Raw genomic sequence first — 23,043 nt, 5'->3', positions numbered from 1 at the left:
GTCGCGAGCGAGTGACGTCACACTCGGATCCAGGCGGCCGGGCGAGATTGTTGATGATGAATTGACAGGCGAAGGATAAGTTCCGCAGGTACCGAGACCAGCGATTCGAATCGGCAGATTTTCCGTGACACATCACGGCATCGCATGCGATCGCTGTCGTGGAAGAATGCTCAGCCGGAGGCTGGCATTCCAATACTTCCTGGCTGGGCTCTATTGGAAGAACTAAATGGCGGGCCGCGCAAACCCGACGGCTTCAAAAAATTGTCGAGAGACCAACAGCAAACGCAAGGCGATGTGTGATCGAGCGAGTTCGGCCTGGCCTAGCGCAAGCAATCCCCTAGGGTCGTGCAATTTCAGCATCCCTAGCGCCAAAGCTAATCAAGAACACTGCACACTGCAGTCTTGAGACAGGAGAGAAACGGGCAAAAAAATACCCGCCGGGAGGCGGGTTGAATCTATTTTCTTGGAAGAAGATAGAGGAGACATGTTCATCATGCTGCATTGCACAACAATTGTCCAATGACGATTTGTGATATCCGTGATCAACCAACCCCATCTCTCACGTTCGTAACTACAAACTCGACATTATATTTTCTAATGTCGAGCTAGAACGAAGCAATCGTTCCGGACGAGACGCTTACGCTTATGGCATCAATAACAGGCGCAAGATCAAAAACTAAGTTTTGGACCGCTCCCACTTTTTACTCTGCCGGACTGACAATCTAACACCCTGCGATTGCGCCAGGCAGACATGGCCCATTACAGCTTCTGTATCTGGAAACCGTGCAATTTGATTCAAGAGCCACTAGCGATACCGCCCTGCCCGTTCAGCAGGCATACCGAGTACATCCGCCTGGGGAGCGGCTCACGCACTTGATGAACAAAGGTTATCCCCAGAAAATGTGGATATCGACATGACACAGTCATCTTCTAATCCCATAACAATTTGGCGCTTCCTTGCCAAGTTGCTTGCCGAATAGCTAATGGTACTTCTACACTACTCCGAGCAAAGGTCCGAGTTCGGCCCAGACCGTGTAAAAACAAAAAGCAGATCGTCTGGACCTCAAGAACATGGCTGAGATTAATTTTGGCATGCGATGAGAACGCCTGTCGCGCCATAATTGCTTCTTGGTCTTCCAGACCAGGCAATCAATATAATTGACTGGAGCGTGCCACCCTGAACCGCCCCGGAAATCGTGGAGGCTGGTTGGTTTAAGTTAATGCGGTTTCATCGGCGACGATTTTGAGCTGCCGATAGTAGTTTGCCTCAGCTTCGGCGGGCGGGATATAGCCGATTGGTTCCATCAGTCGATGGTGGTTGAACCAGGCCACCCATTCCAGGGTCGCCAACTCCACGGATTCCCGAGTCTTCCAGGTCCGACGATGAATCAATTCTGTCTTGTATAAGCCGTTGATCGTTTCAGCCAGCGCGTTATCGTAACTGTCGCCCCGACTACCAACTGACGGTTCGATACCGGCTTCGCTCAGGCGTTCGGTGTAGCGGATGCTTAGATATTGCGAGCCTCTATCGGAGTGATGGATCAAAGTTCCATCGTTACCGGGCTGGCGAGCATACAGTGCCTGTTCAAGCGCATCCAGAACGAAATCAGTGGTCATCGACGAACTAACCCGCCAGCCGACAATGCGCCGGGCGAACACGTCCACCACGAAGGCCACGTACAGCCAGCCCTGCCACGTCGAGACGTATGTGAAATCCGACACCCACAGCTGATTTGGCCGATCAGCAGAGAATTGCCGATTGACCCGATCCAGCGGACGCAGGGCGGCAGCATCTGGAATCGTTGTCCGGATTCGCTTGCCGCGTACAGCACCTTGCAACCCCAGCCGCTTCATCAAGCGCTCCACCGTGCAGCGAGCAATGACGATGCGTTCCCGGTTCATCTGCTTCCAGACTTTGACGGCACCATAAACCTGCATGTTGGCTTGCCAGACGCGGCTGATTTCCGGGCACAGGATCTCATCTCGCTTCGTCCGAGAGCATAACTTCGACGGATCACGAAGCTGTGCGGCATGGCGCCGATAACCCGACGGGGCAATCCGCAAGACCTTGCAGATCGGCTCGACCCCGAAGGTGTCGCGATGCTGATCGATAAAGGCCTTCAGGATTTCAAACGGCGGTCGAGCTCCGCCTGGGCGAGAAACGCGCTCGCCAGCTTCAGGATTTCGTTGGCCCGCCGCAGCTCCTTGTTCTCACGCTCCAGGGCTTTGATTCGCTCGCGCTCGTCTGTCGTCACGCCTGCGCGCTCACCTTGGTCAACCTGGTCGCGCTTGACCCACTCATGCAGCGTTTGCGGCGTGCAGCCGATCATCGCTGCAATTGACTCGACTGCCGCCCAGAGCGACGGATGCTCGTTACGCTGCTCACGTACCAGACGGACTGCACGTTCCCGGACTTCCGGCGAAAATTTGCTTGGCTTCTTGTTCATAGCTCCATTCTCTCAAGAGTTGGAGCCTCCATCAAATCCGGGGCGGTTCAGTCGTAGTCGCCACCAAGGCCAAGTTATATTGGCTGCTACGGCTTGCATTTCAGGTGCGCCGTCAGGCGTCTGTGCGAGTGACCTGCGCGCAAGATCAGCCAAGTAGATAGAACGCTGGCTTCGATGGCGGGAAGTGAGTGCGAGTTCGTCAAAGTTAGCAAGGACAAGATTAGCCAACCGCCGAACGTCTGGCGACGCTTGAGTTTCCGGTTCATGTAGCCAAGCAGTAAACCGCTCAAAGTCACTTTTCGAAGACACAGTATTCCCCTGAATGCAGACTGCAAAAGTTAAGGGAATATATTATCAAGCCGACAGCTTTCTTGGTAGAAAAAATGCCAACTACGGGGTGGCTTCGAAAAGAATGTTTCGAAGACGGTTTCTCAGTCGACGAGGCCATGCCACATCCCTAATGGCATGTGATATCGCGAGAAGCCTTTACTGCTGCAACAATATTTCAATCTTGAGTTACTTCACATCTAACAGCAGATTTTCTTTCAGATCTAATGCAGCGAAAGATAATCGGTAAGTACACAGGATATTTGTTCGAAGTCAGCTTATTTGTCTCGCTCTGTCGACATTCCTAGGAGCCGCAGTCCGTTGGCCACAACTAACAAGCTCGCTCCGACATCCGCGAACACTGCCATCCACAATGTTGCTATGCCGCTGAGCGCCATGACAAAAAATACCGCTTTGATAGCCAGCGCCGCAGCAATGTTCTGCACCAGGATGCGCCGCGTACTACGGCTCAGGCGAATGAATTGTGGCAGCTTACGTAGATTGTCATCCATCAACGCCACGTCTGCGGTCTCGATTGCAGTGTCGCTGCCAGCAGCCCCCATCGCGAAGCCGACATTGGCTTGGGCTAGTGCCGGCGCATCATTGATGCCGTCGCCGAGCATGCCGACCACGCCGAATGACGTCTGTAGACGCTCGATTTCACCAAGTTTGTCTTCCGGCAGAAGCTGGGAACGTGCTTCCATGATGCCGGCCGCGTGAGCAATCGCCTCTGCGGTGCGGGCATTGTCGCCGGTCAGCATCACCGTCTTCACACCAAGTGCCGCTAGTTCAGTAATGGCTTGCGCCGCCTCAGGTCGCAGCGTATCCGCCATCGCAATCACCCCCAGCGTTTCCTCTGCGTTAAAAAGCACCACTCCCGTCTGTCCACGGCTCTCGATACCTTCAAGCACGGACGAGACATGAGCGTTATCGGCGCCCTGCTCGTCCAACAGCCGCTGGTTGCCCAGGTAATAGGTCTTGCCGCCGATCTCGCCCCGTACACCGCGCCCAGGGATCACGGTAAAGCCGCGCACCTGACGCATCATGCGCCCCTTCGGCCGCGCTTCCAGCATGGCATGCGCCAGCGGATGGGTGGAGTTGGCATTCAGGCTTGCGGCCAGTAGCAGGACATCGTCCGGCCGGGCCGCCGCCAGGACCTCGACCGTCATTACTACCGGCTTGCCCTGGGTGAGCGTGCCGGTCTTGTCCAGTGCGATCGCGGCGATCTTGCCGCCCGCCTCAAGGAATTCTCCACCCTTGACCAGGATGCCACGCCGTGCCGCAGCCGTCAGACCGCTGACCACAGTCACCGGTGTCGAGATCACAAGCGCGCACGGACAGGCAATCACCAGCATCACCAGCGCCTTATACAGCCAGACGCCGGCAGGCAACCCGAATGCCAGCGGCGGCACGGCGGCTATGCAAAGTGCGGCTACTACGACGGCCGGCGTGTACCAGCGCGCGAAGCGATCGATGAAGCGCTGGGTGGGCGCCTGACGGCCCTGTGCCTCCTCGATCACACGAACAATCCTCGCCAGGGTGCTGTCGCCGCTGTTGGCGCTCACCCGTACATCCAGCACGCCGTGTTCGTTGATCGTCCCGGCGAATACGACATCGCCACGCTGCTTTTCGACCGGCATGCTTTCGCCCGTGATCGGCGCCTGGTTCACGGCCGACATGCCATCGTCGACCACCCCATCCAGGGCGATGCGCTCGCCGGGCCTCACACGGATAAGCGCGCCGACCTCGATCTGGTCCGACGGCCGCATCTCCACGCTGCCGTCCGGGCCCAGCACGCTGGCCGTGTCGGGCGCGATCGTCAGCAGCTGGTGTACCGCATTGCGCGCGCGATTCAAGGACATCGACTCGATCATCTCGGCAACGGCAAACAGGAAGATGACCATCGCCGCTTCCGGCCACTGGCCCAGCACGATGGCGCCGAACACGGCGAGACTCATCAGGAAGTTGATGTTCAGCGTGAGGGTTTTGAGGGCGATCCAGCCCTTGCGCAGGGTCGGCACGCCGCCGCTCAGGATCGAGATGGTGGCCAGGGCGATCACCAGCGGTGAGGCGTCGGAATGTCCGGTCCATGCAAGCACTTCGGCAGTTGACGCCGCCAGACCGGAAACGCCCAGCAACGCTTTTTGCAAGGTATCGAGCGGCGCATCCTCTACCGCGCTCGGACTTGCCTTGGCATCGGCTTGCACCAGCGTGGCATGCATCCCGATCGCATCGAGTGCACGCAGCAGCGAATCCTCACTGTCAAGGCGGTGATGCACGCTAAGGATGCGGCGCATCAGGTTGAAGTTGAGCCGGTCCACTCCCGGCATTGCCTCCAATTTGTTTCGGATGAGACGCTCTTCCGTCGGGCAGCACATATTCGCGATATGGCATTGCAGTAACTGCGGCAGTGCGCTGTCCTTCAAGCCAGAATCCATGGCTGAGGAAAGGCCTGCATCCGGCGAGTTCGAGCATGCTCCCATGCATAAATCCGAATTTTGCTCTGGCGCGTTTTGCATTGTTTCCTCTACTTTCATGTGGACTCCTGCATATTCAAAACCATGTAGCGGCTACAGGGTCAAGTGTGAGATGCATCAATGCCTGATCTATCGTATGCTCCTCCCAGTCTGTAGCGGCTACAGGGTTAAGCGAATTCGGAGGAGCGATGCGTATTGGGGAATTGAGCAAGGAAGCGGGTTGCGATGTCGAAACGGTTCGATACTACGAACGGATCGGTTTGCTGCCCGAGCCGGAACGAACACCGTCAGGCTATCGCACCTATGGCACACAGCATCTCGAGCGGCTGCAATTCATCCGACACTGCCGGACCCTTCAAATGCCGCTGGCTGAGATCGGCACGCTGCTTTCTCTGCAGGCACAACCGGCACAGGAATGCAACGAAATCAACGATCTCCTCGATCATCATATCCAGCGCATCCAGGAACAGATGACGTCGTTGACGACCCTGAAAGCCAAACTCGTCGAGCTTCGCTGCAAATGCAACCTGCCCGCTTCCATCCGCGACTGCGCCATTCTTCACGATCTGGCCCATCCATCCGCCAGAGCGGCGAACCAGCTTTAGCCAATCGAGGCGAACAGCGTTATTCGCGTTGCTCTACTGGGACCGGGGACTGTCCGATGTCCGAGTAAAATCAATGCACATGAACGGGATACCTATGATCGAGCAAATCAGGAACAATCTCATCGAGGCACGGTCGGCACTCGACAGCTTTGTGCAGGACGAGCGCAATCTCGACAATGTGGCCGATGCCGCCAAGTTACTGGTGGCCACGTTCCGTCAATCGGGCAAGGCTTTTTCATGCGGGAACGGCGGCTCGATGTGCGATGCGATGCATTTTGCCGAGGAATTCACCGGTCGATTCAGACGCAACCGCCCTGCCGTCGCAGCCATCGCCATCAGCGATCCGACGCACATGAGCTGTGTTGCAAACGACTTCGGTTACGACCAGGTATTCGCACGCTATATCGAGGCGCATGGCCGCCGCGACGACGTGTTACTGGCGATCAGCACCAGCGGCAAGAGTCCTTCGATCCTGCTGGCCGCACAGGCTGCGCGTGAACGAGGCATTCGCGTCATCGGCCTGACAGGAAAGCCCGGATCCCCTTTGCAAGACCTGTGCGACGTCTGCATTTGCTGTCCGGGGGGCGCCTACGCGGACCGTACGCAGGAGCTTCACATCAAGGTCATTCATATCCTGATCGAACTGGTGGAACGCGAACTCTTCCCCGAGAATTACGCAAGCCAACAGCGTTAAACCTGAATTTCGGAGAACATCATGGCGACGAAAAAACGCACCACGATTCCAGCCCCTGCTCCCGAAGACGACACCAGTCCGGAGAGCGAAACCGACGTCGAGACGACGGGCAGCATGAACGTCGATACGGATGTTGAGCATACCGACAGTAGTGCGCAACCTGCGATCGGCAGCGTCGAAAGCCAGGACGCGCCGACCGGCCGCGTCAACATCGAGAGCGGCGAAGAAAGAAATGCCGGTGATGTCGAACGCGGCCCGGCCTGAACTTGCAGGTACAGGATCAGTTCAGACGAGCATATCGATCATAAAAAGCAGGATAAAGCCTAGAAAGAACATCGCAGTTTGCACGGGCGTCTCCCGCTCTTCATGCGCTTCCACCAGCAATTCCTCCGTGACCAGATAAAGCAGCGCGGCCACGCCGAAGGACAGCAGCGCGTCGACATAGACTGGCGCGACCGCATTCAGGGCTAGCGCTCCGAGGCCAGCACCGGCCAACACTGTCAGACCGAGCAGCCCCGCGGTACCGGCGACCTTAAATCCCGACTGGCCTGAGCCACGCAGCGATGTCCCGCACGAGACCCCGAGGAACAGCAGTTCCAGTACCAGGCCAATGGTCAATAACAGACCCTGCTTTGCGCCTGCGGCGAACGACAGTCCGATCAACGCGCCATCGAGGCTGGTATCGACGCCCATGGCAGTCACCAGGCTGCGGGTATTGCGTCCGGCGTTCTCGCTCTCTCCTTTTTCACCGAACCACTTCAGCGCCAGCATGAAAGCAACACCGACGGTGAATCCGATGAAGGTTGGCCATGGCAGGCGTCGGTGCATCAAGTCGGGCAGCAGTTCGACGGCCAGCACACTGAACACGGTACCGGCTGCGAAGTGCTGGATCGCACTGCGCAGGCCGGCGCTCGGCTGCCTGACCAGCGATGCCAGTGCACCAAGTACGACGGCGATTGCCGGCATCGCCGCGTACTTCAGGACGGTCGACAGGTCCGCGGTCACGATGATGCCTTCGATGAATCCACCGCTTGCACGCTTGCGGAGAGCGACGCACCGGCCGTTGCGGCGCTGCTGCCTGTGTTCGCTAGGCCTTCGTCCGAATACGCAAGCAAGCGCAGGGCATTGATCACCACGAGCAGCGTAGAGCCCTCGTGGAAAAGGACAGCGGTGCCGATATTCAACCCGAAGATCGTGGCCGGGATCAGGACAGCTACGACGCCGAGGCTGACCCAGAGGTTCTGCTTGATCACGCGCCGCGTGCGGCGCGACAGGCCGACAGCGAACGGTAGCTGACTGAGATCGTCGCTCATCAGGGCCACGTCCGCGGCCTCCAGCGCCACGTCTGATCCGGCCGCGCCCATCGCAATGCCGACCGTCGCGTTGGCCATGGCCGGCGCGTCGTTGACGCCGTCTCCGACCATCGCCACCTTGCCCTGGCGCTCGCGCAGCATCTTGACCGTCTCGACTTTCTGCTCCGGCATAAGGTCGCCCCGGGCCTCGGTCAGGCCGACGGTGCGCGCCACCGCATCGGCGACCTGCTGGTTGTCGCCCGAAAGCATGACCAGGCGTTCGATACCGATTTCGCGCAGCCGCGCCATCACCGCCTGCGCCGCCGGCCGCGGCGTATCCATCACGCCGATGACGCCCAGGTAGCGCTGCCCCTTGCGCACGACCATCGTCGTCCTGCCGGACGCCACCAGCCCGGTATTGGCTTGTACCAGGTCGGGAGGCAGGCGGTTGTCGTCCAGTTCATCGAACAATACCGGCTTGGCGATATAGGTGGTTTCGCCATCGACGCTGGCCTGGACACCGCGCCCGATCAGTCCGCGTACGTCGTCCGCCTGTACGCCAGCTCCACCCTTGCCCAGCCGTTCAGTGCCACCCTTGACCAGGGCGGCCGCCAGCGGATGATCGCTATGCGCTTCGACCGCAACGACCACGGCCAGCAATTCCGCTTCGCTCACGCCCTCGGCCGGAATCACGTCGGTCAGTTTCGGTCGCCCCTCCGTCAAGGTGCCGGTCTTGTCAAAGGCGATCGCATCGAGGCTACCCAGGTTTTCCAGCGGCCCGCCGCCTTTCACCAGGACACCGCTGCGTCCTGCCCGCGCAACGCCGGAAAGCACCGCGCTCGGCACCGAAATCGCCAGCGCGCAAGGGCTTGCGGCCACCAGCACCGCCATCGCGCGGTAGAAGCTAGCGGAGAACGGCTCATCCACCACCAGGAAGGCGAGCATCAAGAGGCCCACCAGCGCCAGGACGACCGGAACGAATACGCGTTCGAACTTGTCGGTGAACTGTTGAGTGGGCGAGCGCTGCGCTTCTGCTTCCGCCACCATCTGCACCACGCGAGCCATGGTCGATTGTGAAGCAAGCCTTGCGACCATCACTTCCATCGCGCCGGCGCCATTGATGGTGCCGGCAAAGACGCGGTTGGCGGCATCGACCCGGTCGAATGCACCGATGGCGGCTTTGCCGTCCTGGACCGGTGACTTGTCGACTGGGACGCTTTCGCCCGTGACCGGCGCCTGGTTCACGCTGGACGTGCCCTTTACTACGACGCCATCGGCCGGGAGCCTTTCGTTCGGCTTGACCAGGACGACATCGCCCGGTGCGAGCGACTCGACCGGCACTTCCTCGGTCGAGTCGCCGCGTTTGCGCAACGCCGTCTCCGGTGCCAGCTTGGCCAGTGCTTCAATTGCCCGGCGCGCGCGGCCCATTGCGAAATGTTCAAGCGAGTGGCCGAGGCTGAACAGGAACAGCAGGAGGCCGCCTTCGGCCCAGTTGCCCAGCGCCGCGGCGCCGACGGCTGCCACCAACATCAGCGTATCGATCTCGAAGCGGCGTGCGCGCAGGTTTTCGATGGCTTCCTTCGTAGTGAAGAATCCGCCGAAGAGGTATGCACCGATAAACAATGCCAGCGATGCCCAGTCCGGCGCGGAATCGCTGCGCTCGACCAGCCAGCCTGCCAGCACACAAACGCCTGCCAGGACCGCGAAGATCAATTCCGTATGCTCACCGAAAATCCCCCCGTGAGCGTGGTCGTGACCAGCGTGACCGTCCTTGCCGGCATGTGCGTGCTGGTGGTCCGCACGATGCTCCTTGCCGTCATGCTCATGCTCATGTCCATGCCCATGGTCCGCTTGTCCGTCGTGCGCATGTTCGCCCGCGTGCCCGGATGCGGTGACCGACGCTTCTCCATCCGTCATCTCGGCGCCGAGCGAGCGCACCAGCCCTTCGAGCTGCGCCCGCGGCACCGCCGCGCGTTCGTATTCGATTCGGATCCTGCCGGCTCCGGATACTTCCGCTTCCAGCACACCGGGAATACACCGCAGGCGTTCCGCGAACAGACGCGCGCCGCGCGGATGCAAGGCTGTCGGTACGATGCCAACATAGTGCGCATACTTTTCGGTGATCTGGGCGCCGGCGGCGGTAACGAGTTCGCGCAGCCGTGCGACGCTCACGACCGCCGGATCGTAATGCAGGCATAACGACGCCGGCTCTCCTTCCAACGTTTTCACATGGACGTGTTCCAGTCCGGGGCGTCCGTTCAGCAGCCCGATCAGCCGTCCTATGCACGGGTCACGCGGATCATCGACGTCGGGAAGAACCAGCGGCAGTTCGAGCCGCACTTTTTTCGACTTTTCCATTTGCTTTCCTTTCTCGTGACTCAATCCTTGGCGCCTTCGGCGAAGACGTGGTTATCCGACTCGCCGGCCTGCTCGCAGGGCGTGCGCTCCACTTGTACCGTCGAATGATGAATCTCGAACTTGTCCGCCAGGCGCCGACGCACGCTTTGCAGCAAGTCTTGGAAGTCGCGTGCGTCTCCATCGCATACCACGTGGACAGACAAGCTGATCTTGTCGCTCGTGATGGCCCAGACGTGCAGATCGTGCAAGTTGTCGACTCCTGGAATACTCCTGATCTCCTTGTCGACTTCGGAGAGATCGATCCCGTCTGGCACACCTTCAAGCAGTACATTGAGGCTTGCCTTCAGCAGAATCCAGGTGCGCGGAATCACCCATAGCCCGATCAGGACGGCGATAGCGGAATCGATCCACTGGGCTTCGGTCCAGCGGATCAACAACGCACCGACGATGACGCCGACGGAACCGAGCATGTCGCTCCAGACCTCGAGATAGGCGCCTTTCACATTCAGACTGCCTTCCTTGCCTCCGGCAAGCAGCTTCATGCTCATCAGGTTAATGACTAAACCGGCGATGGCGACGATCAACATCGTCCCGGAAGCGATTTCGGGGGGATTCTTAAGGCGCATGTAAGCTTCGTACAAAATGTAGCCTGCAACGCCGAACAGCAGCAGCGCATTGAATGCCGCCGCCAGGATCTCGAAGCGGTAATAGCCGAAGGTACGCCGTTTGTCGGCCGCGCGTCGGCCGATTCGAATGGCCGCGAGAGAGATCGCTAGCGCAGTCGTATCGGTGAACATATGCGCGGCATCCGATAGCAACGCGAGGCTGTTGCTCCATATGCCGGCGATGACTTCGATGACGAGAAATGTCGATGTCAGGCCCAGAGCCAGCCACAGCGACCGTTCGTTGGTATTGCTACCAGCGTGAGAATGAGAATGTCCTGCTGCCACATTACCTCCTTGCGTGAATACGAGCTATCGTCAGATGACCGTAGGCGTTTCGTCGAACACGCTAGCGACGCCGGCCGGTCTTGTGCGACTTTTTCAGGACGCTTCCCTTTTTGTTTTTTGTACTTGAATTCCGGGGTCGCTTTTTCCGTTCCAGGTAATCCAGCACCGCAAGCCAGAGCAACACGGTCACCATCGTGAGCACGGAAGTTCCAAGAACGACCCACAAGACATCGGGTGGGACTTCATGACGGTCAGACATGTTCATGCCTTCTTACTCTTGTCTGGACATGGCCGGATGGCGACGTTTGCCAACGTGCGCCATCCGGCTGGATTCACTGAGGCACCGGTTGCGCCAGTTCGGCGATCTCAGCCTCCTCGGCGCGGCGGTGGACCATGCGATACAACAGCGGCAGTACCAGGAGGGTGAGCGCCGTCGACGACAGGATGCCGCCGATGACCACCGTGGCCAGTGGGCGCTGCACTTCCGCGCCTGTACCGGTCGCAAGCGCCATCGGCACGAAGCCGAGGGATGCCACCAGTGCCGTCATCAGCACTGGCCGCAGACGCGTCAGCGCTCCTTGCACGATCGCCTCGTCAAGTCCCATGCCCTGCTCGCGCAAGGTACGGATAAACGAAATCATGACCAGGCCGTTCAGCACCGCGACACCAGACAGCGCAATGAATCCGACCGCCGCCGTGATCGACAATGGAATGCCGCGCAGGGACAATGCGACGATGCCACCGGTCAGTGCGAACGGGATGCCGGTGAACACCAGCAGGCCATCCTTCAGGTTGCCGAACATGACGAACAACAGTGTCAGCACGAGGAACAAGGCCAGCGGCACCACTAGCTTCAGACGCTGGGTCGCCGACTGCAGCTGCTCGAAGGTGCCGCCCCAGCTAGTCCAGTAGCCCGCCGGGATCTTCACCGAACGTTCGATTGCGGCCTGCGCCTCCGGCACGAAGCTGCCGACATCGCGTCCGCGCACGTTGGCGCTGACGACAATGCGGCGCTTACCGTTTTCGCGGCTGACCTGGTTCGGCCCCGGCGCAAACGACAGCGTGGCGACTTCCGAAAGCGGTACATAGGAGGCGCTGCCGGTGCTGGTACCCGCAGCGCCGACGTTCGTCTCGCCGGCTGGCAGCGCGATAGGCAAGCGGCGCAGCGAGTCTATATCGCTGCGCAGTTCTTCGGGCAGGCGTACGAGGATATCGAAGCGACGATCACCTTCGAACATGGTGCCGGCCTGGCGCCCACCCGTCGCGGTGGCGATGGCGTCCTGCACGTCGGCGATGTTCAGGCCGTAACGGGCCGTCTTCTCGCGGTCAATATTCACTGACAGCATCGGCAGGCCGCCGGTCTGCTCGACCTTGACTTCGGATGCGCCCGGGATGCGCTGCATGACTGCTGCAATCTCCGCACCGGTGCGTGCCAGCACGTCCATGTCGTCGCCGTACACCTTGACCGCGACATCGCTGCGTACGCCCGAGATCAGCTCATTGAAACGCAGCTGGATCGGCTGGGAGAATTCGAAGGCATTGCCGACGTACTTCTCAGCCTCCTTCTGGATCGCCTCGACCAGTTCCGCATGGGTCTTTTTCGGCGCCGGCCAGGCCGATTCCGGCTTGAGCATGATGTAGCCGTCCGAGATATTCTGCGGCATCGGATCGGATGCGATTTCCGCCGTACCTGTGCGCGCGAATACCCGGTCGATTTCAGGGAATTTCGCTTTCAGACCGGCCTCCAGCTTCTTCTGCATTTCCAGCGATTCGGTCAGGCTGGTAGCCGGGATGCGCAGTGCCTGAATCGCGACGTCGCCCTCGTTCAGGTTCGGGATGAATTCACTGCCCAGGCGCGACACCAGCAAGCCGGAAAGGACCACCAGAACCACACTCGAGGCGACCACCACTGGCCCGTTGGCCAGGACCTTGTCCAGCATGGGCGCATAGGCGTTGCGCGCCATCGTCATCATGCGGTTTTCCTTCTCGGAGACGCGCTTGCCGATGAATAGCGCAACGGCTGCAGGCACAAAGGTCATCGACAGGATCATCGCGCCGGCCAGTGCTAGCACGACGGCGAATGCCATCGGGTGGAACATCTTGCCCTCCACACCGGATAGGGCGAAGATCGGCAGGTACACGACCATGATGATCAGCTGGCCAAACAGCAGCGGTCGGCGTGCTTCACGCGCGGCCTCGAACACTTCATGGAAGCGTTCGCGCAGCGTAAGCTCGCGCTTGTGGTGTTCCTGCGCGTGCGCCAGCCGCCGCACGCAGTTCTCGACGATGACGACGGCGCCGTCGATGATGATGCCGAAGTCGAGTGCGCCGAGGCTCATCAGGTTGGCGCTGATCTTGTAGGTCACCATGCCGGTGAAGGTGAACAGCATCGCCAGCGGGATCACCATCGCCGTAATGATGGCGGCGCGTATATTACCGAGGAAGAGGAACAGGATCACGATGACCAGCACCGCGCCTTCGAGCAGGTTCTTCTTCACCGTGGCGATCGCCTTGTCCACCAGCGCCGTGCGGTCGTAGACTGGGACGGCCTTGACGCCGGGCGGCAAGGTCTTGTTGATGGCGGCCATCTTCTCCGCGGCCGCCTGCGCCACCACACGGCTGTTCTCGCCAATCAGCATGAACACGGTGCCGAGCACGACTTCCTTGCCGTTCTCGGTGGCTGCGCCGGTGCGTAGTTCGCGCCCCAGACCCACGGTCGCCACATCGCGCACGCGCACCGGCACGCCGCGCACATTGCTGACGATGGTGTTGCGGATGTCGTCCAAGGTCTGCACCTGACCTGGTGCCCGCACCAGGAACTGCTCGCCCCGGCGTTCGACGTAGCCGGCGCCGACGTTGCCGTTGTTGCGTTCGATCGCTTCTGTGACTGCAGCCAGCGTCAGGTTGTACGAGCTAATCTTCGCCGGGTCCGGTGTAATGTGGTACTCCTTCGAGTAGCCGCCGATCGAGTTGATCTCCGTGACACCCGGGACCTGGCGCAGTTGTGGCTTGATGATCCAGTCCTGCACCTCGCGCAGGTCAGTCGGCGTGTAGGGCGTACCGTCAGGCTTTTTGGCGCCCGGCTCGCTCTCGACGGTCCACAGATAGATTTCGCCGAGGCCGGTCGAGATCGGTCCCATGGTCGGCGAGACGCCCTGCGGCAGGCCGTCGCGCGCTTCCTGGATGCGCTGATTGACCAGTTGGCGTGCAAAATAGACGTCCGTTCCGTCCTTGAAGATCACGGTGACTTGCGACAATCCATAGCGCGACAGCGAGCGGGTTTGTTCGAGGCCGGGAAGGCCTGACATGACTGTCTCGATCGGGAACGTGATGCGCTGTTCGACCTCGAGCGGCGAATAACCCTGGGCCGAGGTATTGATCTGCACTTGGACATTGGTGATGTCCGGCACGGCGTCGATCGGCAGGCGCTGATAGTTATACACGCCAATGGCTGCCATCGTCAGGACGGCGAGCATGACGATCCATCGGTTCTCGATGGCTGATCGGATGATTCGTTCAAACATGGCTATTCTCCCTATCAATGGCCATGCTCGGCGCCGTCCTTGCCCTGCTCCGCCTTGAGGACGAAACTGCCCTTGTCGGCATACACGGCGCCGGCACGTAGGCCCTCGCGGATTTCCACGAACTTGCCGTCGTTGGCACCCACGGTGACGGGCTGCGCCTTGAAACCCTCGTCGACCTTGACGAACACAACCTGCTTTTCCTCGACGGTCTGCAAGGCGTCATTGCTGACCGCCACGGCAGCGTGTTTCGAACCCTGGACGAGTTCCACGTTGACGAACAGGCCCGGACGCCATGCCATCGATGGATTGGCCAGTTCGACGCGAGCGGTTGCCGAGCGGGTCTGCTCACCGACCAGCGCGCCAACATAGGTGACCTTGCCAGATGCGACCAGGTCGGCCGCGGCGGCTTTCACAGTCGCGGTTTCGCCGACCCTCACGAAGCCGAGATCTTTCGGTGTCACGATCACGTTCACCCACACGCGCGACAGATCCGACAGCAGAAAGACGTTGGCGTCCTCCTTGACGGCTTCGCCCAGGCTGATGTGCTTTTCCACGATCACGCCGTCGAAGGGGGCGCGCAGTTCGTAGCGGTTCAGACCACCACTCGCCGGCGTGACACCCAGCGCGGTCAGCTTCGACTGGGCATTACGTTCTGCGATCTGAGCTTCCTGATAGGCTTGCTGCGCCTGCAGGTAATCCTGCTCGGCCGAGATCTTGTCCTGCCACAGCTTTTTTTCACGCTCGTAGGTAGTACGCGTCAGGTCGAGGCGCGTGCGTGCCGCATTCAAGGTGCTGCGCATCTCCGCCAACTCAGGGCTGGAGATCACGGCCAGTACCTGGCCCTTCTTGACGGTCTGACCCAGTTCCGCAGGAACCGCCTCGGCCACGCCGGGCAGGCGCGGCACGACGTGCGCCGTGCGGTCCTCGTTGAAACGGACTTCGCCCGGAAGCTGAACGGTCGTCGCGACTGTCGCCGCGGCTGCCGTCATGGTCTTGATCCCGGCCTGCTCGATCTGCGGCGCGGTCAGCCGGACCAGTCCCTCTTCGCTTTCGTGGCCGCCTTCTTCCGCAGCCTGCCCGCCCTTGCCTTCCTTGGCAGACGCCTGCGCTTCGGCGCGTTCTGCGCCTTCGCCAGCACCCGTGCCAGCGTCTCTTTTCCAAAACATGATGGCGACAGCCAGAACGACGCCGATGATGACGACAAGCATCACGGGTTTCCAGGATTTGGTTTCGGTAATGGACTTCATTGGGATTTTCCCTCGATAGGATTGATGCTCGCGCCAGCTTCAGGCGGCACGTAGCGCTGCACGTCGGCGATCGAGCGATAACGATCTGCCAACGCGCGCAGGTATTGAGTACGGGACTGGAATAGCGTGCGCTGGGCATCAAGCACGTCAGTGAATGCGAACTTGCCCAGTGCAAAGCCGGTAGCGGCGGCGTCGTATGCACTTTGCGCTGCTGGTACGATTTGCTCGCGCAGCGACGTCACCTGCGTACTGGCCACTTCCGCGCGCTGGTAGGCGTCGGCCAGGGCCTGGTTCAAGCCAAGCCGCTCGGCTTCCAGGTCGTCACGCGCCTGGTCGGCGCGGCGCAATGCGGACAATAGATTGCCCTGGTTGCGGTTGAACAGCGGGATCGGCACCGAGATACCGACCACGCCCTGCGTGCGTCCGAGTTCACGCTCGCGCTGGGAACCGAGGCTGAGCGTGAGGTCCGGGATACGCTGTGCACGCTCGAGCGTCACCTGCGCTTCGCGGCCCGTCACCAGCGATTGCGCGACGCGCAGTTGAGGTGCGCTATCAAGCCTGGATTGCAGTTCGCTCCACGGCGGCAGCTGTACGAAAGCGGCTTGAGGTTCCTGCAAGTCCTGCTTGAGCGGTTCCGTCGTGCCCCATAAGGCAGTCAGGCGGCGCTTGGCCAGCGCCAGGTCGGCATTCGCCTGGTTCAGCTCGAGCTGGGCCGCGGCCTCGGCAACGGTCGAGCGCGTCTGCTCTACCGGCGATATCTTGCCGGCGGCGACGCGCCGGCTGGTAGCATCCGTCGACTTGTGCGCAAGGTCGACCGAGGCCTGGGCCAAGGTCACACGCTCCTGCGCCGTCAGGGCGTCCATGTAGGCGGTGATAACGTCAGCACGCAAGTCGGCGCGCCGGATGGCAAGCTGGCCTAGGGCGATACTGCGCTCCTGCTGCGCGACCGCGATGCGGGCTGAACGTTTCCCGCCGAGTTCGAACACCTGGCTCAGCTGCGCGGTTTCCGTGCGCGTATTCCGGTTGGTTCCCTCGCTTGAGATTGACAGCTCGGGATTTGGACGTGTGCCGGCTTGCAGCACGGCGCCATCCGCAATGCCGATTGCCCGTGTTGCGGAACGCAGCGACGGATTGCTGGAGAACGCAAGACCGATGGCCTGCTCGAGCGTGAGCGCCGGTGCGGATACGTTGGTTTGCCCGACGCTTGCCGGTAAAACTGATAAAGCTTGCTGCCCCATTGCATGGGCAGCAGGGAAGACGGCCTGCAACAGCAGTGCCGCTCCCAGCACAAAGTGCCTGGATTGCATAATGACTCCGAAGACTATGAAGGAAAATAGCCGACGGCAGCCCGGCCACGCAGGCGTAGCGCTACGTGGAGATGCTTACTATCTAAAAGAGAAGTGCAATGGTCGGGTCAGCCGCGGATCAAGCGCGACCAGCCCATTGAGGACGTTCGGGAGGAGAAGAGAATGCGGATGCAGGTGCGAGGACCGTGCCTGCAAGGGTACGTTCGACGTCATTAACGCCGAACGGCAATTCAACAAGATCAGACGCAGCAAGTGAAAGGTGGGCGCAAGAGACGCAGTGCGCATCGTGCACATTCACCTTCTTCGACGAATCCGGCTTGTCTTTGGCTGCCGCTGCCAGCTCTTCCAAGGTGGATTCGTGCTGGTGGTGTCCGAGGTGGTTGGCAGCCCTGCCCGTCTCGTGCATGCAATACGACGTGATGACGTTCCAGCTGAGCTGGAATGCCACTACGAACATAAACATGTGAAAGATTTTACGGGCCATGATCAAATCAGTATAACACGGTGAACACGAAGCGTTTTTCAGTCGCGCGATATATATCTCGAAAAATCTACGGTGCCGGCCGCGGGCGCGGGAGGTGCAGGGAGAAGGTACTTCCTTCTCCCACTGTACTCTCGACGCCTGCCGCGCCACCGTGCAGCAGCGCGATCGAGCGTACTACCGCCAGTCCAAGTCCTGTACTGTCCGTCGTACTGCGTGCGGCATCAACACGATAAAAGCGGTCGAAGAGGAAGGGAAGATGCTCCGGTGCGATACCGGCACCATTGTCGCTGACCGAAATCGTCACGCGGTCACCTGCGCAAACAGCGCTCAAGCGCACGGTGCCTCCTGGTGGCGTGTAGCGCAATGCGTTCGACAACAGGTTGGATAAAGCCCGGCGAAATAACTGCGGATCCGCCACCAGTTCGCCATCGCCCTGCGCTTCAAGCCTCACATTTTGCTCTTCTGCTACCACACCATAAAACTCGGTTAGCTTGTAGAACTCCCGACCAATTGAAAGTATCTCCGGGTGGATGTGCTGTTCGGCGTTGTCCGTGCGGGCCAGGAACAACATGCTGGAGACCATGTGCGACAGCCGGCTGCCCTCCTCTACAACGACTTCGAGTGTCTTCTGGTATTCCGCCGGGGTCCGCGCGCGCGCCAGTGTCACGCTGGCTGCAGCGACGAGATTGTTGACCGGGGACCTGAACTCGTGCGCGATGTCCGAAGGAAAGCGGCTCAACTGCTCGAACGAACCTGCAAGTCGCGCCAGCGTGTTGTCGAAGCTTTCAGCGAGAAGCTGCAGCTCGATAGGCCAGCCTTGCTGGGCAATGCGCGCGTCGAGCTTTTCGGCGCTGATGCGTCCGACTTCCTTCGACATGGCCCGCACTGGCGCCAGACTGCGGCGTGCAAGCAGCCACCCGAGCCAGGTCGATACCAGTATGGCAGCGCCAATGACAGCCACCAGTTTGTTCCGGTAGGCCGCTAGTAACAGGCGATCTTGCGTGATGTCGATTATCCCTCGCAGAACAGTGCCTTTCGGACCAAGGGATGGGCCATGAATCTCCAGTGCTTCGGGACCGCGCGTCTCTACCGCCATATCGAACACGAGCCAAGTTTGCCGTGGTCCGTCGATACGAACGTATTGCCCGGGCCGCACCGGCGCAGCCAGCGCTGTAACGAACGCCGAAAGGTGTGGGGACTCGTTGCGCACGAATCGATTCGGCGCCAACAGCTGCCAAGCGAATTTGTGAGACTGTTCCTGGTATTCGCGCCACTCGTACTGCCATTGAGTCGGCGGGAATTTGCGGCCAAGCAGATGTTCGAGCGTGTCGCGCTGAATCTGCATGTTGTCGAGCAATTCGGCTTCTTCCTTGCTCTGCAATTGGCGCACCAGTTCCGAATACATCATCGCGGAAACGGCGAGCACGATGATGGTGAGAGCGAGGCTTGCGAAAACGCTCATGCGCAGAGTCAGCGACCAACTGCCGGGCGTCTTGTTATGACGGTCAAAAATAGAACGCACCATCACGTCATCCCCTTGAACAATGTGGCGATTTCCTTGTATTGATCTATCGCCTTCTGCAAGAAGAACTCGTGTTTTAAAGCCTGTTCCGCAAATGCCGTACGCTCTACATCCATATCGACGGTGTTTCCATCGATAGCTCCTTGTACCGGTACGCGATAGACGACCGGCACGACAAACTCGGACTTCGCGGGAAGCATGCTGCCCGACTCAGTGGCATCGGCCGTGGCTTCGCTGGCAGCAAGAGCCTGCTGGAGTGCCGATCTAAAGTCGATATCCCGTGCTTTGTAGTTCGGCGTGTCAGCGTTTGCAATATTCGACGCCAGGACAGTCAATCGTTGTTCAGATATCCTGAGCGCCTGCTCCCAGAACTCGTCCTTATTGTTTAATGGGGCAAAAATCCTTCCCAAGCCCTCGCTCTTCGCATTGCTCATTTCTCCTCCTGCGAAGCGGGGCGTTCAAAGGACGAATCGTCTGGTGAGATTCCGCGCGCTCCTGGAACTCGCGGCCTGCGAAAAACACGCAGCCACAAAGGGTAAATCCACCATATCACCAGGATCAGCGAAGTCACTAGGGCTGCTACAGCACCACCAAGCGGATGCCCCAGGACTTCTGCAGTAACGAGATTCGCACACAGGACCAACGCTAGTGAAAGGAACGCAGCTCCCGCCAGCATCTGCCTGCTGGCGACATCCTTGAAGTGAATGCGATCGATTAGCGGCCTCAGCATCCGATGCTGCACGGCAGGCGCTGTGAATAAAATGAGGCTAGACAGGGAACACAGGAAAGCCGCAATGAACATCCATTTTTCGGACTGAACGATTTCCTTGAAGCCCGAATTGAAGGGCAAGGTAATGAGGAAGCCGGTTAGAAGCTGGGCACCCGGCAGCAGGACGCGCAGTTCGTTGAGCATTTCGGTCATGTCCGCTTCATCGTGGTCGCCAGCAGCGACATTGCACCGCTCAACGTTCGACAACTGCTCCGAATATTCGACTTGCTTGATGCTCATGGCTGTTCTCCTTTTTTGGGAAAAGTCAGAGCAGCGTCAAACCAGTTTCGTAAAAGCGTTTTGGTTAGAGCGCAGGGCACTCTTACGTGCAGAGACAATTCGCCCTGCACGGTTTCAATGAATTGCATAGGAACTCCTTGGGCTATTGATGAGAAATAGCCAGCGGCATCCCTATTGCACAGTCAAAGATGCAAGGTTGGGCTTGTCAAAGAAGGAACAAAAAAGGAGCAGCCGCTGGATCAGGCGAGACTGATCCACTGAGGACGTTCTGGGGGAGAGGGGAAGATGGACGTGGGTGGAACGATTGCTCCGATCGCAGCATTCGCACAGGTCAATGTGATGGGAGGCGCCTCAAGTGAATCGGGCGCGGCGAGCGCAAGATTCGCATATGACGCGCAATGCGCATCGTGCACAGCACTTTTCTTGACAGTAGATTGTCCGTCCTTGGCCGCCAGCGACAACTCCTCCGTACTGGAATTGTGCTCATGGTGACCCAAGTGGTTCGCCGAAATCCCAGTCTCGTGCATGCAGTATACGGTGACGACACTCCAGCTTAGCTGAAGCGCTATCACTACAAGCAACGAGTAAAGTATGTGACGAACCATCCTTTGAGTTTAGCACATGGGATCGTACCCCCTTCACGTGCCAATCTGGTCGGTTCACCGCTTTGCGAAGGTAGTACTTGAACATTGCGACCAAAATTTGTGGCATTGGTGAGTTAGTGCCAGTACCTCGGCAAGACTGATTGTAAAGGAGTTTTAGAGGACGCTTACGTGATAATAACAATAATCACGTAAGGGAAGTTCTTGGCTGCTGCAATAAATGTGACGCGTGCGTCTCTCAGGGTCTCCATACGCCCCAACAGCCGACCCGATATCAAACAGGCGAAACGGCGACGTCGCTTCAGGAGCGCGCGTCACACCTCGCGACCGGGCGACGGTACATGTCGATTTGCCGAGCCCTGCTTTGTCACCTCGCGTTTCCGCCCGTCGGCTGACGCAGTGAGTAGTGGACGCGTGACTTGCCCGCTCATGTTGCGTCGGACAGAGTCAGGTTCTGATTACGTCGGTCTAACTTCGAAACGGTTATTCGTAATAATGGCGTCGGCCCGGGTAGTCGGATGTTTTGCTTTGGATTCTGCAATTTGCCGAACCCGGGCGCAATGCCATGCATGGTGCTGCGCCGATGAAGTGGCCGATGCATCATCGGTACCCTTCGGGCGCCGTGCCGGTAAAAACAAAGTCGTTGGTATGCCGGCTTCGCCATCACGTAAAGCCCAGTGCGTTGTAGCAAACGGGGCTTCGGCCGCTGTGCTCCAGCACATTGATTCACGCGTTTCCTCGGCCGCCCGGTCGATCGCGTCGTAACTTGCCAAGCAGACGCTGGCAAAGATGTGGGACAGCATCCAGGCTTTTTGATCGTCCTCCCATGCATCAGGATAAGGGGCAGGTCTAGCTTGTAGCCATCCAAGAATGCCGAAATATGGCGTTTTCCGTCGGGCCTGCAGATATCGTGGAGAGCCGCACCCCTCCCAAAGCATGCGCCACCGGATATAGGTCCCAGCTTTCGCGCAGAAGCTTGTGGTCCTCTGCCCTCGCATGTCCCACCACAAATGTCGGCAGGCAGATCGCACGCACTCGCGGTGGTTGCGTAACGCTATCCAGTGCCGGCGCCGAAGCGCACGATACACCTGTATGGCAACAGTCAGTTCGGCCTCCGCTCCGAACGGAAACGCAGCATCGTCAACCAACTTGAAGTGTTCATGCATCTGTTCGTACGGACGGCGGCCGCCGCAACCACATTTCGCGACGATCAGACCATCATTTGCCCGATGTCGGCTGTTTGTAGTCCGCAACGCCTCGACCACTAGCTCGACGAAGACTCGAAAGGCGCCGGTCTCTCCGGGTTCGGCACAGGGAAGAGTTAGCATATCCGGATGAGGGAATGCAGGCTGTCGCTCGACTCTCGCCGAGTAGGCTTCGATGAACCGGTTCATTCGCTCGATGTTGGTGGCCGACTCTGGCGGCAATGCTGGAAGTTTGGACCGCGCTACCTTCAAATGTGATCCCATCTCGGCCTGGCAGTTGGGACAGCAGAACGGTTTATTGAAGTTGGCTGGTGCGAACGTGTACGGGATTGCTTGTTCGCATTCCAGGCAGGTTTTTCGTAGGAGGACGTTGTGATGCGGGCATCGGGTAATCGAGTCCATCTGCAATCCCGGAAAATGCATCCCGTAGGCCAGGCACTCCTCGCACCACTTGAGGTCTCCATCGGATGCGAGCGGGTTGGTAAAGCGACGGTCCAGAAACGCGCCCTCCACTGTCTTCATATCGGTGCCAAATGCCCGTGCCATGGCGGCAAGATCGAAATTCTCACTGTTGCGCAAATCAAAATGCAGAGTTCGTAGAAGCTGGGTGCGCTTACCGCGCTCGCGTGAGGCGAAGAGTTGGGCCAGTTCACGTGCAGTCAGCGCATTGAGGAACGCGAACTTCATCAGCAGAGCATATGCAGAGTCGTGGCCAGTCAACCAGCTGCGGTGCCAGCACCATTCCTTAGGATTTCGAGGTGGCGTATCCTCGTAGATCCTCATCACGACCGCCAATCCGGTAACGGCAACCCGAGGCGGATTTCCTCGCATGCGAGGACATAGTTCGATTCCAGGACCGCTTCGTCCCTGAATCGCCACCACTACGCTAGATACTCCTGAGTCATAATTCTAGGCAAAAGGAGTCAACATGAGTGGAAAGCGGTACACGGAAGAATTCAAGGTCGCGGCGGTCAAGCAAGTGACTGATCGTGG

General features: G+C 59.3%; 16 protein-coding genes and 1 other annotated feature. Of the genes, 3 read left to right on the top strand and 13 right to left on the bottom strand.

The features are described from left to right. Positions 1 to 1,212: 1,212 nt before the first annotated feature. A protein-coding gene (locus ACI1V7_RS26725) for an IS3 family transposase (protein ID WP_404535390.1) occupies positions 1,213 to 2,447 on the bottom strand; the annotation gives its coding sequence in 2 pieces (ribosomal slippage) (positions 1,213 to 2,159 and positions 2,159 to 2,447; 1,236 coding nt in all). After that, positions 2,050 to 2,166, bottom strand: a sequence feature (AL1L pseudoknot). Its footprint overlaps the gene before it by 117 nt. Positions 2,448 to 3,052: 605 nt before the next feature. After that, complete coding sequence (locus tag ACI1V7_RS26720) at positions 3,053 to 5,311, bottom strand: heavy metal translocating P-type ATPase (protein ID WP_404535388.1); 2,259 nt, start codon at positions 5,309 to 5,311, stop codon at positions 3,053 to 3,055. A 128-nt stretch (positions 5,312 to 5,439) separates the two neighbouring features. Between ACI1V7_RS26720 and cadR the strand changes: the two genes are divergently transcribed. From cadR to ACI1V7_RS26705, 3 genes are all read left to right on the top strand, one after another. Continuing rightward, positions 5,440 to 5,856 (top strand): Cd(II)/Pb(II)-responsive transcriptional regulator, encoded by a 417-nt coding sequence (gene cadR, locus ACI1V7_RS26715; protein WP_141839199.1) that lies wholly within the window; start codon positions 5,440 to 5,442, stop codon positions 5,854 to 5,856. Between the two features lie 94 nt (positions 5,857 to 5,950). Continuing rightward, positions 5,951 to 6,550, top strand: coding sequence for an SIS domain-containing protein (locus ACI1V7_RS26710; protein WP_141839201.1), 600 nt, complete (start codon positions 5,951 to 5,953; stop codon positions 6,548 to 6,550). Positions 6,551 to 6,571: 21 nt separating this feature from the next. Next, positions 6,572 to 6,814 (top strand): hypothetical protein, encoded by a 243-nt coding sequence (locus ACI1V7_RS26705; RefSeq protein WP_141839203.1) that lies wholly within the window; start codon positions 6,572 to 6,574, stop codon positions 6,812 to 6,814. 21 nt (positions 6,815 to 6,835) lie between these two features. On the opposite strand, the gene ACI1V7_RS26700 is transcribed toward ACI1V7_RS26705, so the two are convergent. The 11 genes from ACI1V7_RS26700 to ACI1V7_RS26650 form a co-directional block, all read right to left on the bottom strand. Beyond that, positions 6,836 to 7,555 (bottom strand): ZIP family metal transporter, encoded by a 720-nt coding sequence (locus ACI1V7_RS26700; protein WP_141839206.1) that lies wholly within the window; start codon positions 7,553 to 7,555, stop codon positions 6,836 to 6,838. Beyond that, positions 7,552 to 10,200: a heavy metal translocating P-type ATPase gene (locus tag ACI1V7_RS26695; RefSeq protein WP_141839208.1), complete on the bottom strand. Its 2,649-nt coding sequence runs from the start codon at positions 10,198 to 10,200 to the stop codon at positions 7,552 to 7,554. Before ACI1V7_RS26695 ends, ACI1V7_RS26700 begins: the two co-directional genes overlap by 4 nt. A gap of 20 nt (positions 10,201 to 10,220) precedes the next feature. Next, positions 10,221 to 11,150: a cation diffusion facilitator family transporter gene (locus ACI1V7_RS26690; protein WP_141839210.1), complete on the bottom strand. Its 930-nt coding sequence runs from the start codon at positions 11,148 to 11,150 to the stop codon at positions 10,221 to 10,223. 332 nt (positions 11,151 to 11,482) lie between these two features. Further along, positions 11,483 to 14,674 carry a CusA/CzcA family heavy metal efflux RND transporter gene (locus tag ACI1V7_RS26685; protein ID WP_141839212.1) on the bottom strand — a complete coding sequence of 1,064 codons (3,192 nt, stop codon included), beginning with the start codon at positions 14,672 to 14,674 and terminating at the stop codon, positions 11,483 to 11,485. Between the two features lie 14 nt (positions 14,675 to 14,688). Further along, positions 14,689 to 15,921, bottom strand: coding sequence for an efflux RND transporter periplasmic adaptor subunit (locus tag ACI1V7_RS26680; RefSeq protein WP_404535383.1), 1,233 nt, complete (start codon positions 15,919 to 15,921; stop codon positions 14,689 to 14,691). Continuing rightward, on the bottom strand, positions 15,918 to 17,228 hold the full coding sequence (locus ACI1V7_RS26675; RefSeq protein ID WP_141839217.1) for a TolC family protein: 1,311 nt from the start codon (positions 17,226 to 17,228) through the stop codon (positions 15,918 to 15,920). The genes ACI1V7_RS26680 and ACI1V7_RS26675 overlap by 4 nt, the downstream gene beginning before the upstream one ends. Positions 17,229 to 17,346: 118 nt before the next feature. Continuing rightward, a complete protein-coding gene (locus ACI1V7_RS26670) occupies positions 17,347 to 17,712 on the bottom strand; it encodes a DUF2946 family protein (RefSeq protein WP_141839220.1) in 366 nt (121 codons plus the stop codon). A 67-nt stretch (positions 17,713 to 17,779) separates the two neighbouring features. Next, positions 17,780 to 19,237 carry a heavy metal sensor histidine kinase gene (locus tag ACI1V7_RS26665; protein ID WP_404535380.1) on the bottom strand — a complete coding sequence of 486 codons (1,458 nt, stop codon included), beginning with the start codon at positions 19,235 to 19,237 and terminating at the stop codon, positions 17,780 to 17,782. Then, positions 19,237 to 19,668: a flagellar basal body rod protein FlgB gene (gene flgB / locus ACI1V7_RS26660; RefSeq protein WP_141839225.1), complete on the bottom strand. Its 432-nt coding sequence runs from the start codon at positions 19,666 to 19,668 to the stop codon at positions 19,237 to 19,239. The genes ACI1V7_RS26665 and flgB overlap by 1 nt, the downstream gene beginning before the upstream one ends. Then, positions 19,665 to 20,243 carry a DUF6328 family protein gene (locus ACI1V7_RS26655; protein WP_185748793.1) on the bottom strand — a complete coding sequence of 193 codons (579 nt, stop codon included), beginning with the start codon at positions 20,241 to 20,243 and terminating at the stop codon, positions 19,665 to 19,667. The genes flgB and ACI1V7_RS26655 overlap by 4 nt, the downstream gene beginning before the upstream one ends. Positions 20,244 to 21,303: 1,060 nt before the next feature. Continuing rightward, entirely contained in the window at positions 21,304 to 22,737 is a 1,434-nt protein-coding gene (locus ACI1V7_RS26650; RefSeq protein WP_141839226.1) for a hypothetical protein, read from the bottom strand. Positions 22,738 to 23,043 lie beyond the last annotated feature (306 nt).

Origin of the sequence: Massilia paldalensis, assembly GCF_044901715.1 — a bacterium.
GTDB classification, from domain to species: domain Bacteria; phylum Pseudomonadota; class Gammaproteobacteria; order Burkholderiales; family Burkholderiaceae_D; genus Telluria; species Telluria paldalensis.
This window is presented reverse-complemented; position numbering and strand designations above follow the sequence as displayed.

What these genes read in the sequence shown, in the direction of transcription:
- ACI1V7_RS26650 (WP_141839226.1), bottom strand. Translation starts at nt 22,737, where the DNA reads ATGAAGTTCGCGTTCCTCAATGCGCTGACTGCACGTGAACTGGCCCAA.
- flgB (WP_141839225.1), bottom strand. Translation starts at nt 19,668, where the DNA reads ATGAGCAATGCGAAGAGCGAGGGCTTGGGAAGGATTTTTGCCCCATTA.
- ACI1V7_RS26665 (WP_404535380.1), bottom strand. Translation starts at nt 19,237, where the DNA reads ATGGTGCGTTCTATTTTTGACCGTCATAACAAGACGCCCGGCAGTTGG.
- ACI1V7_RS26695 (WP_141839208.1), bottom strand. Translation starts at nt 10,200, where the DNA reads ATGGAAAAGTCGAAAAAAGTGCGGCTCGAACTGCCGCTGGTTCTTCCC.
- ACI1V7_RS26670 (WP_141839220.1), bottom strand. Translation starts at nt 17,712, where the DNA reads ATGGCCCGTAAAATCTTTCACATGTTTATGTTCGTAGTGGCATTCCAG.
- ACI1V7_RS26720 (WP_404535388.1), bottom strand. Translation starts at nt 5,311, where the DNA reads ATGAAAGTAGAGGAAACAATGCAAAACGCGCCAGAGCAAAATTCGGAT.
- ACI1V7_RS26710 (WP_141839201.1), top strand. Translation starts at nt 5,951, where the DNA reads ATGATCGAGCAAATCAGGAACAATCTCATCGAGGCACGGTCGGCACTC.
- ACI1V7_RS26705 (WP_141839203.1), top strand. Translation starts at nt 6,572, where the DNA reads ATGGCGACGAAAAAACGCACCACGATTCCAGCCCCTGCTCCCGAAGAC.
- ACI1V7_RS26675 (WP_141839217.1), bottom strand. Translation starts at nt 17,228, where the DNA reads ATGCAATCCAGGCACTTTGTGCTGGGAGCGGCACTGCTGTTGCAGGCC.
- ACI1V7_RS26680 (WP_404535383.1), bottom strand. Translation starts at nt 15,921, where the DNA reads ATGAAGTCCATTACCGAAACCAAATCCTGGAAACCCGTGATGCTTGTC.
- ACI1V7_RS26685 (WP_141839212.1), bottom strand. Translation starts at nt 14,674, where the DNA reads ATGTTTGAACGAATCATCCGATCAGCCATCGAGAACCGATGGATCGTC.
- cadR (WP_141839199.1), top strand. Translation starts at nt 5,440, where the DNA reads ATGCGTATTGGGGAATTGAGCAAGGAAGCGGGTTGCGATGTCGAAACG.
- ACI1V7_RS26655 (WP_185748793.1), bottom strand. Translation starts at nt 20,243, where the DNA reads ATGAGCATCAAGCAAGTCGAATATTCGGAGCAGTTGTCGAACGTTGAG.